The sequence below is a fragment of the Pseudomonas sp. MDT1-17 genome, from assembly GCF_054898105.1.
In genome coordinates this window covers 4937872-4950746 of the sequence record NZ_JBUBVM010000001.1, presented here as the reverse complement: position 1 = coordinate 4950746, position 12875 = coordinate 4937872, and the positions used below count along the sequence as shown (strand labels likewise).

Below are 12875 nucleotides of genomic sequence, written 5' to 3'. Positions count from 1 at the left end.
AACCAATAACTATGCGGGCGTGCCCATGATTACCCTGAAGCTCAATGGTCAAGACCATCAACTCGATGTCACCGAGGACATGCCGCTGCTCTGGGCGATCCGCGACGAGGCCGGTTACAACGGCACCAAATTTGGCTGCGGCATGGGCCTGTGCGGCGCCTGCACCATTCATATCGAAGGCGCTCCGGCGCGCAGTTGCATCACGCCGATTGGTTCGGTAGTGGGCCAGAACGTCACCACTATCGATAACCTGCACGCCGACCCGGTCGGGCAAGTCGTTCAACAAGCCTGGCTCGACACTGCCGTGGCCCAGTGCGGTTTCTGCCAGGGTGGGCAGATCATGTCCGCCACGGCGCTACTCAAGACCAACCCCAACCCCAGCGACGAACAGATCGAAGAGGCGATGGTCGGCAATATTTGCCGCTGCGGCACTTACAACCGCATCAAGACCGCCATCCGCCAGGCATCCACTCACCTGAAGGAGGCCAAGGCATGAACCAGTTACCGAATGATTTCGTGCTGAACAACCTCAGTCGCCGTGGCTTCCTCAAAGGCGTCGGTGCGACCAGTGCATTGGTTCTGGTTGCGAGCTGGGGCTGGCAAGACGCGTTTGCCGAAGAGAAAGAGAAGAAGTTCGGCGCCGACGGCATGCCCCATGGCTGGATCGATGATCCGAAGGTTTACGTCAGCATTGCCGCTGACGGCATAGTGACCGTGGTCTGCAACCGTTCGGAAATGGGCCAGGGTGTGCGCACCAGCCTGACGATGGTGGTGGCCGATGAGCTGGACGCGGACTGGGCGATGATGAAGGTGCAGCAGGCGCCGGGCGACGAAGTGCGCTTCGGTAACCAGGACACCGACGGTTCGCGCAGCATGCGCCACTGGTACGAGCCGATGCGTCGCTGTGGTGCTGCCGCGCGGACCATGCTCGAACAAGCGGCTGCCGAACAGTGGAAAGTGCCGGTCAGCGAATGCCATGCACAGCTGCATAAAGTCATCCATAAACCGACCGGTCGTGAGCTGGGTTACGGTGCCCTGGCCGCCGCGGCCGGTGCGCTTGCAGTGCCGGCGCGTGACAGCCTGCGGCTCAAGCAGCCGTCGGAATTTCGCTACATCGGCAAGGAAGGGACCAAGGCAATCGACGGTGCCGACATCGTCAATGGCCGCGCCATTTACGGTGCAGACGTACATTTCGACGGCATGCTCTACGCCACCATTGCGCGCCCAGCGGTGTACGGCGGCAAGGTCAAGTCCGTCGACTCCAGCGCCGCGATGAAAGTCCCGGGCGTGATCAAAGTCATCCAGATCGAAGATCGTCCGCTGCCGTTGGAGTTTCAACCGCTCGGCGGCGTGGCCGTGGTGGCCAGCAACACCTGGGCCGCGATCAAAGGCCGCGAGGCGCTGAAAATCGAGTGGGATGACGGCCCTCATGCCAGTTACGACTCGATTGCCTACCGCAAGGAACTGGAAGCCGCGTCCCTGAAACCCGGCAAAGTGGTGCGCAATACCGGCAGCATCGACGAGGCCATGGGCAGCGCCGACAGCACGCTCGAAGCGTCCTATTACCTGCCGCACCTGACGCAGGCGCCAATGGAGCCGATGGTCGCCATCGCGCGCTTCAAGGACGGTGTGTGCGAGGCCTGGGCCCCAAGCCAGGCACCCCAAGTCACCCGCGAACGCATTGGCGAACGCCTCGGCATTCCGTTCGATAACGTCAGTTTTAACGTCACCCTGCTGGGTGGCGGCTTCGGTCGTAAATCCAAACCGGACTTCATCATCGAAGCCGCGATCCTTGCCAAGGAATTCCCCGGCAAGGCGGTGCGGGTGCAATGGACGCGTGAAGACGACATCCACTGTTCCTATTTCCACACGGTGTCGGCCGAGTATCTGAAAGCCAGTCTGAACAAGGACGGTCTGCCGTCCGGCTGGTTGCACCGCACCGTGGCGCCGAGCATCACCGCGCTGTTTGCGCCGGGCATGAACCACGAGGCGGCCTTCGAGCTGGGCATGGGCTTTACCAACATGGCTTACGCGATCCCCAACGTGCGCCTGGAAAACCCGGAAGCGGCTATTCACACGCGGGTTGGCTGGTATCGCTCGGTGTCGAACATTCCTCACGGTTTTGCGATTCAGAGCTTTGTCGATGAACTGGCGCACAAGGCCGGCCAGGATCCGCTCAAGTACCAGATCAAATTGCTCGGCCCCGACCGGCAGATCGATCCGCGCACCTTGAGTGAAGAGTGGAACTACGGCGAATCGCCCGAGCGGTATCCGATCGACACCGGACGGATGCGCACGGTGCTGGAAACCGCCGCCAAAGCCGCAGGCTGGGGGCGTGAAATGCCCAAGGGCCGAGGCCTGGGCCTGGCGGTGCATTACAGTTTCGTCACCTATGTGGCGGCGGTGCTCGAGGTTGAAGTCAAAGACGACGGCACGCTGATCGTGCACAAGGCCGATATCGCCGTGGATTGCGGTCCGCAGATCAACCCCGAGCGCATTCGTGCGCAGTTCGAAGGCGCCTGCGTCATGGGCCTGGGCAACGCGGTGCTGGGGGAAATCAGTTTCAAGGACGGCAAGGTTCAGCAGGACAACTTCCACATGTACGAAGTGGCGCGCATGTCCCTGGCACCGAAGGAAGTCGCGATTCATCTGGTCACCCCACCGGGTGTAGTGCCATTGGGCGGTGTCGGTGAACCGGGCGTGCCACCGATTGCGCCCGCGCTGTGCAACGCAATCTTTGCCGCCACCGGCAAGCGCATCCGCGACCTGCCTGTTCGTTATCAGCTGCAAGGTTGGCAGAAGGCGCAGGCCTGATGGACAGCGTCGATCTGAATGTTCTGCGCAGCGTGCTGGAATGGCGCCGCGCCGGTCAGCGAGTAGTGTTGTACAGCGTGGTCCAGACCTGGGGCACCGCGCCTCGGGCGCCTGGTGCCATGCTGGCCTTGCGTGAAGATGGCGTGGTGATTGGCTCGGTGTCCGGCGGATGTGTCGAAGACGATTTGATTGCCCGGCTGCACGACGGTCGAATTCCAGCCGATGACCCGCCGGTGCAGTTGATCGCTTACGGCGTTACCCGTGAGGAGGCGGCACGCTTCGGTTTGCCGTGTGGCGGCACCTTGCGCCTGACCGAGGAGCGGGTCGGCGACCCGGCTTGGGTTGCCGAGTTGCTGGCGCGCTGCGAGGCGCATGAAATCGTTGCGCGGGCGCTGAATATCGAGAGCGGTGAAGTGGTTTTGCAAGCGGCCAACAAGACGGATGTGCTGACGTTTGACGGGCAGACCTTGCGCGCCATTTACGGCCCGCGTTGGCGCTTGTTGCTGATCGGCGCCGGGCAGCTGTCACGTTATGTCGCCGAGATGGCGCGGCTGCTGGATTTTGAAGTGCTGATCTGCGACCCACGCACCGAGTTCGTTTACGGCTGGGAAGAGCAACACGGGCGGTTTGTCGCGGGCATGCCCGATGAAGCGGTGCTCACCATTCAAACCGACGAGCGTACGGCCATCGTCGCACTGACCCACGATCCTCGACTGGATGACATGGCATTGCTCACGGCCCTGGACTCCAAGGCGTTTTATGTCGGTGCGCTGGGCTCGCGGGTCAACAGCTTGAAGCGCCGGGAGAACCTGGCTCAGCTAGGCTTGTCTCAGCAGGCCATCGAGCGGCTGCATGGCCCGATCGGTTTGCACATTGGCAGCCACACACCGGCGGAAATAGCCTTGTCGCTACTGGCCGAAATCGTCGCGATCAAGAACGGCGTCGAACTGAAGCAGAAGAAGCTGTTGCAGGAGGTCGTATGAGTGAACCTATCGGCGTCATCGTGTTGGCGGCGGGGCAGGGCAGTCGGTTTCGACAGGCGGCGGGTGCCGAGAAGGACAAGCTGCTGGCGGATTGTACGGGGCGCGATGGGACTGTTCGTTCGGTGATCGAGCAAGTGCTGGTGAATCTGCCGGCCTCCCTTGAGACGCGCGTCCTGGTCACCACTGAGGATCGCCCGCAAGTGATCCGCATGGCCAAGGCCTATGGCTGCGAGATTGTGCTGATCGAATCGACCGGCATGGGTGACAGCATCGCGGCCGGGGTGGCAGCGTGTCCACAGCTCAGTGGCTGGCTGATTGTGCTGGGGGATATGCCGTTCATCCTTGCGTCGAGTATTGAGCGTGTGGTGGCGGGGATTGCTGATGACGCCATCAGTGTGCCGGTGCATCAAGGCGAGTATGGGCATCCGGTGGGGTTCGGCCGAACGTTTGGTCCGGGGCTGATGGCGTTATCGGGTGATCATGGCGCCAAGGCGTTGTTTGCATCGGCGAGGGTAGTTGAAGTGGCGGTGGAGGATGCCGGGGTGTTGTGGGATGTGGATACACCTGAGAAGTTGGTTTTCGCCTGAGTTACCGTCATCGCGAGCAGGCTCGCTCCCACATCGTATCTGCGGTGTGATCACTGTTATGTAATCACCGCCGAACCCTGTGGGAGCGAGCCTGCTCGCGAATGCAGGCGACTCGGTCTTTCAGACGAAATAAAAAAAGCCCCGCCTGGATCACCAGGCGGGGCTTTTTAGTGGCCGATGGAATCAGACGAGAGGTTTAGGCTCGTGTTCTTTTTCCAGGGCTTGTTCGTGTTGCTCTACCGCTTCCTGAACGGAGCGCGGTGCTTCGTCGATTACCGATGCAGCCGGTTCAGCCGGAGCAGGAACTGCCTCGACTTCTTCAGCGACAACCGGTGCAGGCTCAGCAGCCACGAACGCTTCAACCGGAGCAGCAGCGGCAGCCAGTTCGGCTTCCTTCTGCAGACGCTCTTCTTCACGCTTGCGGCGACGCACTTCACGTGGGTCGTTCGGCGCACGGCCATTTTCGGTCAAGGCGCTGACTGGGGCCGCTTCAACCACCGATGCAGCTACTTCGGCAACAACCGGAACCGGCGCTTCAACGACTGGAGCCGGCTCGGCAGCCACAACCACTGGCTCGGAAACGATGGCTTCAGCAACCGGTGCAGGAGCTTCAACAGCTACCGGCTCGGCTACCCAGTTGAACGCGGTTTGCTCTTCGCGAACTTCACGGACAGCTTCGGTCACTGTTTCGGTTGCTGTTTCAACAATCGGCTCTGCGGCAACCACTGGCTCAGCGGCAGCTTCAAATACAGGCTGTGCTTCACGAACCGGGGCCACTTCGATTTCCGGAGCTGCGGTGGCTTCGACCGGAGTCGTTGCTTCAACCACTGGCGCTTCCACTGGAGCAGTTTCCAGAGTGGCAGCAGTAGCGCGTTCGGCTTGCTCGTTAGCCTGTGCTTCGGCTGGAGCACTGATCACGGTGCTGGCAACGGCTGCGGTAACAGCCAGGCCGGCGGCCAGATCGGCAGCGCTTGGCGCTTCGCTGGTTTCAGCAGCTTCGCCTTCGGCGGACTCGGACTCTTCAGAACCTTCGATCACGTTGCCGTTGGCATCGCGCTGACGCTCACGACGGTTGCTGCGACGACGCTGGCCACGGGAGCGGCGGCGTGGACGATCGCCTTCGGCGCCTTCCTGACCGTCTTCCTGCAGTTGCTCTTCGTTAGTGATCAGCTCTTCTTCAGCGACTGCAGCAGCGGCTTGTTCGGCACGTGGCTGACGTTCTTCACGCGGTGGGCGTGGAGCGCGTTCTTCACGTGGCTGGCGAGCTGGACGCTCTTCAGCGGTAACAGCTGCGGCCGGAGCGCCATCCAGAGGCTCACGCAGTTCACGAACCGGACGCTCTTCACGATCGCCACGTGGCTTGCGATCTTCGCGAGGAGCGCGCGGTGCACGTTCTTCGCGAGGGGCGCGTGGTGCGCGCTCTTCACGTGGAGCGCGTTCTTCGCGGGCTACTGCTGGAACTGCTGGCGTTTCTTCGCGGGCTTCGCGTGGTGCGCGTTCTTCACGCGGTGCACGTTCCTCACGAGGCTTGCGTTCTTCATCGCGGCGACCGTTACGGTTGCGGCTCTGCTGTCGACCGTTGCGACGCTCTTCGTTACGGGCCGGACGCTCGGTGGTCGCTGGTTTTTCAACCACAACCGGAGCGGCTGGCTCTTCCTTGGTGGCGAACAGGCTGACCAGCGACTTCACCAGGCCTTTGAACAGGCTTGGCTCTGGCACGGCAACCGGTGCTGCAACAGGTGCGGCAGCGACGACTTCGGTCGGAACCGGAGCGTTGGCGCGGGCCGGTGCAGTCTTGACCGCGGCTTCCTGGCGTACCAGGGTGCGGGTTGCAGCGGCAGGCTGGACTTCTTCGACGTCGGCAGCGGCAGCAGCGATTTCGTAGCTGGATTGATTGATGCTGGCTTCCGGGCTGTCATCGCGCAGACGCTGAACTTCGAAGTGCGGCGTTTCGAGGTGATCGTTCGGCAGAATGACGATGCGGGCACGGGTGCGCAGTTCGATCTTGGTGATCGAGTTGCGTTTTTCGTTGAGCAGGAACGCAGCCACCGGGATCGGCACTTGGGCGCGAACTTCGGCGGTACGGTCTTTCAGGGCTTCTTCTTCGATCAGGCGCAGGATCGCCAGCGACAGCGATTCAACGTCACGAATGATGCCGGTGCCGTTGCAACGCGGGCACACGATGCCGCTGCTTTCGCCCAGCGATGGACGCAGGCGCTGACGGGACATTTCCAGCAGGCCGAAGCGCGAGATGCGACCGACTTGCACGCGAGCGCGGTCGGCTTCCAGGCATTCGCGGACTTTCTCTTCCACGGCGCGCTGGTTCTTGGCAGGGGTCATGTCGATGAAGTCGATGACGATCAGGCCGCCGATGTCGCGCAAGCGCAACTGACGGGCGATTTCTTCGGCGGCTTCAAGGTTGGTCTGCAGGGCGGTTTCTTCGATGTCGCTGCCTTTGGTGGCGCGCGCCGAGTTGATGTCGATGGACACCAGGGCTTCGGTCGGATCGATAACGATGGAACCACCGGAAGGCAGTTCAACGACGCGCTGGAAAGCGGTCTCGATCTGGCTTTCGATCTGGAAACGGTTGAACAGCGGAACGCTGTCTTCGTACAGCTTGATCTTGCTGGCGTACTGCGGCATTACCTGGCGAATGAAGGTCAGGGCTTCGTCCTGGGCTTCAACGCTGTCGATCAGCACTTCGCCGATGTCCTGGCGCAGGTAATCGCGGATGGCGCGGATGATCACATTGCTTTCCTGGTAGATCAGGAAAGGCGCGGAACGATCCAGCGAGGCTTCTTTGATGGCGGTCCAGAGTTGCAGCAGGTAATCGAGGTCCCACTGCATTTCTTCGCTGCTGCGGCCCAGGCCGGCAGTGCGAACGATCAGACCCATGTCGGCTGGCGCAACCAGGCCGTTCAGGGCTTCACGCAGTTCGTTGCGCTCTTCACCTTCGATGCGACGGGAGATACCACCGGCACGCGGGTTGTTCGGCATCAGCACCAGGTAACGACCGGCCAGGCTGATGAAGGTGGTCAGGGCGGCGCCCTTGTTGCCACGTTCTTCTTTTTCGACCTGAACGATGACTTCCTGGCCTTCGCTCAGGACGTCCTTGATGTTGACGCGGCCTTCGGGGGCTTTCTTGAAGTATTCGCGGGAGATTTCTTTGAGGGGCAGGAAGCCGTGGCGCTCGGAGCCGAAATCGACAAAGGCAGCCTCAAGGCTTGGTTCGATGCGAGTAATCCGGCCTTTATAGATGTTGGCCTTTTTCTGCTCGCGTGCACCGGATTCGATGTCCAGGTCGTAGAGGCGCTGGCCATCTACCAGTGCAACACGCAACTCTTCGGGTTGAGTTGCGTTAATCAGCATTCTTTTCATGTAGTACCGTCGGTTTCCGGGCTGCCGGAAACGGCGTTCGGCACACACGACTTCTCATGGTCGGTGTCAGGTGCGTCAGGAGTGGTTGGACACTCCAGTGTCTAGCGAACCCCGGCCAATTGGGCCGGCGTCGCGACGTACGCGTCCTGCTTGCTGTGGCTACTTAAGCACTCAGTCAGGAGGAGGAATCAAACAGCGGCTGTGGACGAGATGAAGCGTCTTGATAAAGCCTATTGCTACACAGTCCGGCGGTTGTGCATCTCCACCCTACACGTATCCCTGATAATTCGGGTGCTGCCGCGCGCAGAATCCGCAGCGGGTTGGCATTTACCGTGAGCTCCGAAAGGGGAGGTCACGCATCATGGCTAATTTAGGCGTTGTTTCCGAAGCGTTCGCTCGGGGTTGTTCGTAGCTGACTGCACTTTGTGAACTGGCCGTGAATATTTGCTCGCAAGGCGAGTGAAAACTCTGCTTTGCGGCATGCTTCAGGCCTCATGTCACCTGCGCTCGTTACAACTGCAAACTCTACCGTTTCGTAGCGAAAGCCCCGTAGGACGGCCTCTCGTCCTCGTGAATTGCGTTGGTCAGGGCCGGTTTTTGACCGTTAGTCCGCTGTCCAGGCCACTTTTGGCGGCGTTCGCGACTATAGCAGCAATGATTAAGTGCTTCAATTCCATAAAAAATTGTTATCATCCGCGCCATGACGACTACTGCCCCTTCGACCCCAGCCGTACAACTGCTGGAGGTCTCGCCGGAATATGCCGGCCAACGTATTGATAACTTCCTTCTCGCTCGGCTCAAAGGCGTGCCCAAGACCTTGATTTACCGCATTTTGCGCAAGGGCGAAGTGCGAGTGAACAAAGGTCGGATCAAGCCCGAATACAAGCTGCAGGCGGGCGATATCGTGCGCGTGCCGCCGGTTCGCGTGCCTGAGCGCGACGAACCGGTACCGCTGGCCCAAGGCCTGTTGCAGCGACTCGAAGCCTCGATTGTCTTCGAAGACAAGGCGCTGATTGTGATCAACAAGCCTTGCGGTATTGCGGTTCACGGCGGCAGCGGCTTGACTTACGGGGTGATCGAAGCCTTTCGTCAGTTGCGTCCCGATTGCAAAGAGCTCGAACTGGTTCACCGTCTCGATCGTGACACCTCCGGCCTGCTGATGATCGCCAAGAAACGCAGCATGCTGCGTCACTTGCACACGGCCTTGCGCGGCGATGGCGTCGATAAGCGCTACATGGCGCTGGTCCGCGGTAACTGGGCGGCCTCGATCAAGCAGGTTCGTGCGTCGCTCGGGAAGAGCAATCTGCGCTCCGGCGAGCGTATGGTCGAGGTCGACGAAGAGGAGGGCAAGGAGTCTGTGACCGTGTTCAAGGTCCTGCGTCGATTCGGCGACTTTGCCACCCTGATCGAAGCCAAGCCGATCACCGGCCGAACTCACCAGATCCGCGTCCATACCTTGCACGCCGGGCACTGCATCGCCGGCGACACCAAGTATGGCGATGACGATTTCAGTAAAGAAATTCGCGACCTGGGCGGCAAGCGCCTGTTCCTCCACGCCTACATGCTGACTGTGCCGCTGCCCGATGGCGGTGAGCTGAAATTGCAGGCGCCCGTGGATGAGATGTGGGCCAAAACCGTGGAGCGCCTGAGTGCACCCATCTGATTACAAACTGCTGATTTTCGACTGGGACGGTACACTGGCTGATTCCATTGGTCGGATTGTCGAGGCGATGCATGTCGCGTCCGAGCGCTCCGGATTTAAGTTGTGTGATGATTTTGCCGTCAAGGGCATCATCGGTCTGGGCTTACCGGAAGCGATTCGTACCTTGTATCCGGACATTGGCGATGCCGAGCTGATCGCCTTTCGCGAGCACTACGCCGATCACTACATTGCGTCAGAAGCCGTGCCTTCGCCGTTGTTCGAAGGCGTTGTCGAGTCGATGGAAGCGTTTCGTGCCGAGGGTTATCACTTGGCGGTCGCGACCGGCAAGGCTCGTCGCGGGCTGGACCGGGTGCTGAAGGCGCATGGCTGGGAGGATTATTTCGATATCACCCGTGCGGCCGACGAAACCGCCAGCAAACCCCATCCGCTGATGCTTGAGCAGATCCTCGCGCACTGCGTAGTTCGCCCGGAGCAGGCGCTGATGGTGGGTGATTCGTCCTTTGACCTGCAGATGGCGCGCAACGCCGGCATGGACTCCGTGGCCGTCAGCTATGGCGCACAATCGATCGAGGCGTTGAAGCTGTTCGAGCCGCGACTTGCCATTGATCGTTTTTCAGAATTGCATGCCTGGCTGAGTCAGCGGGCTTAATACGTTTTTGCTGGGGTAGAAGTCATGACCGACGAATGGAAAGCGCCCGCCAAGGCGGGCGCAGAGAGCGGTGACGAGAAAAGCTGGAAGCTGCTGGAAAAGACCCTGCTGGCCAGCGTGCAGGAGCAGCGCCGGTCCCGTCGCTGGGGGATTTTCTTCAAGTTGCTGACCTTTGTGTACCTGTTGGGTGCGCTGGTCCTGTTCACGCCGCTGATGGACATGGAAAAAGCCGCGACCCGCAGTGGCAACTACACCGCGCTGATCAACGTGACCGGCATGATTGCTGACAAGGAGCCTGCCAGCGCTGACAACATCGTCGGCAGCCTGCGTGCGGCTTTCGAGGACGAGAAGGTCAAGGGTGTGATCCTGCGGATCAACAGCCCGGGCGGCAGTCCGGTGCAGTCGGGTTATGTGTATGACGAAATTGTCCGTCTGCGCGGTTTGCACCCAGCTACCAAGGTGTATGCGGTGATCTCGGACCTTGGGGCTTCTGGTGCTTACTACATTGCCAGCGCGGCCGATCAGATTTACGCCGACAAGGCGAGTCTGGTCGGTTCCATTGGTGTAACGGCAGCCGGGTACGGCTTTGTCGGCACCATGGAGAAGCTCGGCGTCGAGCGTCGGACTTACACGTCGGGCGAGCACAAGTCGTTCCTCGACCCGTTCCAGCCGCAGAAGCCTGAGGAGACTCGGTTCTGGCAGGGCGTGCTGGATACGACACACCAGCAATTCATCAATAGCGTGAAAAAGGGCCGAGGCGACCGTCTCAAGGACAAAGAGCATCCGGAGCTGTTCTCCGGGTTGGTCTGGAACGGGGAGCAGGCACTGCCGCTGGGTCTGATCGATGGTCTGGGGAATGCCAGTTCGGTGGCGCGTGATGTGATCGGCGAGAAAGAGCTGGTGGACTTCACCGTTCAGGAATCGCCGTTCGATCGCTTCTCGAAAAAGCTCGGTGCCAGCGTGGCTGAGCATCTGGCGATGTGGATGGGCTTCCAGGGGCCTTCGTTGCGCTGACCTTCTTGCTGCATAAAAAAACCGGCTTTTTCAGACTGTGTGAAAACGCAGTTCGCAGCGGCTTAAAGCAAATGCCCCGACTTGTCGGGGCATTTGCTTTTCTGGAATGTAAAAAACAAAGGGCCTCTCAGCCCATCAGCGCTATCAGCTTCCGTGCTCCCAGCACCTGGATAGCCCTTCTCAAGTTGTAGGCCTGTACCGCCAGCGCCATTTCTGCGCGAGTCCCCTTCAGCTGGCGCAGCAAAAACCGGCCGTTGCCGAAGATCCAGTGCTTCAGGTTGCCGAAGGGGTGTTCAACGATGGATCGGCGATAGACCATCATCTCGGGATGGGCCTTCATCCGCTGTTCCATTCGCTCAAACGCCGCTTCATGGGCATGGCGCATCAGATAGCGACGCTTAGCCTTGGTGCAGCGGCTTTTCAGCGGGCATTTCCCGCAGTCGCTGATGGTCGCTTGGTAGATTCGATCCCCTTTGTTCAGTTGTTTCAGTGTCAGGTGTTTGCGGCTGGAAGCGACCGCCTGAAACTTGCTGCCGTCGATGGCCACCAACTCTCCGGCAATCAGACCAGCCTGGCGGCAGAATCGAACGAAGGCACGACAGGTTGCGGTGAACGCGGCACTGTTGTCGCGCCGAAAATCAGCAATGGTTTTGAAGTCAGGTGCCAGTCGGCCCAACAACCACATGACCTCCACATTGCGCCGACACTCGGCCTCAAGTCGCCGCGAAGAACGAATGCGCTGAAAATAGCCGTACAGATAGAGTTTGAGCAGATCGGCGGGATCGTACGAGGGGCGCCCAGTGGCCTTGGGTCTGGCTTTATCAAAGCCCAACTGCTCAAAGTCCAGAAGAGCAATGTAGGCTTCGATCACCCGTACCAGATGATCGTCGGGAATGAGCTCGTCCAGCGAGAGTGGAAAAAGCGCGCTCTGGGAGCGGTTTTCACCTTGGATATAGCGCATAAAAAAATGCCCGTATCTTGCGATACGGGCATTTTCTCAACCGGTGAGCAGATTGCTAGGTTTTCACACAGTCTGTTTTTGCCGGTTTTTTTTAAGTCAAAAGATCGCAGCCTCGTTTCACTCGACAGCTCCTGCAAGGGGTACGCATTTCAATGTAGGAGCTGTCGAGTGAAACGAGGCTGCGATCTTTTGATCTTTAGGGGATTTGCACACCTTCGGCCAGCAGCATGTCGACCAGGCGAATCAATGGCAGGCCTATCAGGCTGGTGGCGTCAGGGCCTTCGGTGCTTTGAAACAGGCTCACCCCTAGGCCTTCGGCTTTGAAGCTGCCAGCGCAGTCGTAGGGCTGCTCGGCGCGCAGGTAGCGTTCGATGCGCGATGGGGCGAGTGTGCGCATGTGTACGGTGAAGGGCACGCAGTCCACCTGGCAGACGCCGGTCTGGCTATTCAGCAGCGCCAGGCCGGTCAAGAAGGTGACACGGGCACCGCTTGAGGCCAATAGCTGCTCGCGGGCCTTTTCGAAAGTATGCGGTTTGCCGATGATCCGATCACCCAGTACCGCGACCTGGTCGGAGCCGATGATCAGATGAGCGGGGTGGCTGCCGGCCAATGCGCGTGCTTTTTCCTCGGCGAGGCGCTTTACCAGCTCGATGGCGGACTCGTCCGGGCGATGGCTTTCGTCGATATCCGGCGAGCTGCAAGTAAACGGCAGCTGCAAGCGGGCCAGCAATTCCCGGCGATAAACCGAGCTTGAAGCGAGTAATAAAGGCAGCATGCGCATCTCCAGAAGACAGGCGCGAATTCTAGCGGAGGCTTGCAAGTGACG

The 12875-nt window shown here is 60.1% G+C and carries 10 protein-coding genes; 7 read left to right on the top strand and 3 right to left on the bottom strand.

Annotation, left to right across the window (positions count from 1 at the left end):
• The first annotated feature begins 25 nt into the window (after positions 1–25).
• Genes ACYZTX_RS22905 through ACYZTX_RS22890 form a run of 4 tightly spaced genes read left to right on the top strand, consistent with a single transcriptional unit; the run spans position 26 to position 4384 of the window.
• The gene (locus tag ACYZTX_RS22905; protein WP_462035971.1) at positions 26–496 is read left to right on the top strand and encodes a (2Fe-2S)-binding protein; all 471 of its coding nucleotides are present in this window, start codon (positions 26–28) and stop codon (positions 494–496) included.
• The gene (locus tag ACYZTX_RS22900) at positions 493–2814 is read left to right on the top strand and encodes a xanthine dehydrogenase family protein molybdopterin-binding subunit (RefSeq protein WP_462035970.1); all 2322 of its coding nucleotides are present in this window, start codon (positions 493–495) and stop codon (positions 2812–2814) included. Before ACYZTX_RS22905 ends, ACYZTX_RS22900 begins: the two co-directional genes overlap by 4 nt.
• Positions 2814–3797 carry an XdhC family protein gene (locus ACYZTX_RS22895; RefSeq protein WP_462035969.1) on the top strand — a complete coding sequence of 328 codons (984 nt, stop codon included), beginning with the start codon at positions 2814–2816 and terminating at the stop codon, positions 3795–3797. Before ACYZTX_RS22900 ends, ACYZTX_RS22895 begins: the two co-directional genes overlap by 1 nt.
• The gene (locus tag ACYZTX_RS22890) at positions 3794–4384 is read left to right on the top strand and encodes a nucleotidyltransferase family protein (protein ID WP_462035967.1); all 591 of its coding nucleotides are present in this window, start codon (positions 3794–3796) and stop codon (positions 4382–4384) included. Before ACYZTX_RS22895 ends, ACYZTX_RS22890 begins: the two co-directional genes overlap by 4 nt.
• 183 nt (positions 4385–4567) lie before the next feature.
• Here the strand turns inward: ACYZTX_RS22890 and rne are convergent, their stop codons facing one another.
• Positions 4568–7762 (bottom strand): ribonuclease E, encoded by a 3195-nt coding sequence (gene rne, locus ACYZTX_RS22885; protein ID WP_462035966.1) that lies wholly within the window; start codon positions 7760–7762, stop codon positions 4568–4570.
• A 700-nt stretch (positions 7763–8462) separates the two neighbouring features.
• Here rne and rluC point away from each other — a divergent pair.
• From rluC to ACYZTX_RS22870, 3 genes are read left to right on the top strand one after another with little or no spacing between them, the layout of a single operon-like run.
• On the top strand, positions 8463–9425 hold the full coding sequence (gene rluC / locus ACYZTX_RS22880; protein WP_462035965.1) for a 23S rRNA pseudouridine(955/2504/2580) synthase RluC: 963 nt from the start codon (positions 8463–8465) through the stop codon (positions 9423–9425).
• A complete protein-coding gene (locus ACYZTX_RS22875) occupies positions 9412–10074 on the top strand; it encodes an HAD-IA family hydrolase (RefSeq protein ID WP_462035964.1) in 663 nt (220 codons plus the stop codon). Before rluC ends, ACYZTX_RS22875 begins: the two co-directional genes overlap by 14 nt.
• A gap of 24 nt (positions 10075–10098) precedes the next feature.
• Positions 10099–11088 (top strand): S49 family peptidase, encoded by a 990-nt coding sequence (locus ACYZTX_RS22870; protein ID WP_462035963.1) that lies wholly within the window; start codon positions 10099–10101, stop codon positions 11086–11088.
• 127 nt (positions 11089–11215) lie between these two features.
• Here ACYZTX_RS22870 and ACYZTX_RS22865 read toward each other — a convergent pair whose 3' ends face one another.
• Complete coding sequence (locus ACYZTX_RS22865) at positions 11216–12049, bottom strand: transposase (protein ID WP_462035962.1); 834 nt, start codon at positions 12047–12049, stop codon at positions 11216–11218.
• 196 nt (positions 12050–12245) lie between these two features.
• Positions 12246–12824, bottom strand: a complete 579-nt coding sequence (locus ACYZTX_RS22860) for a Maf family protein (protein WP_462035961.1) — start codon at positions 12822–12824, stop codon at positions 12246–12248.
• Between the last annotated feature and the right edge of the window lie 51 nt (positions 12825–12875).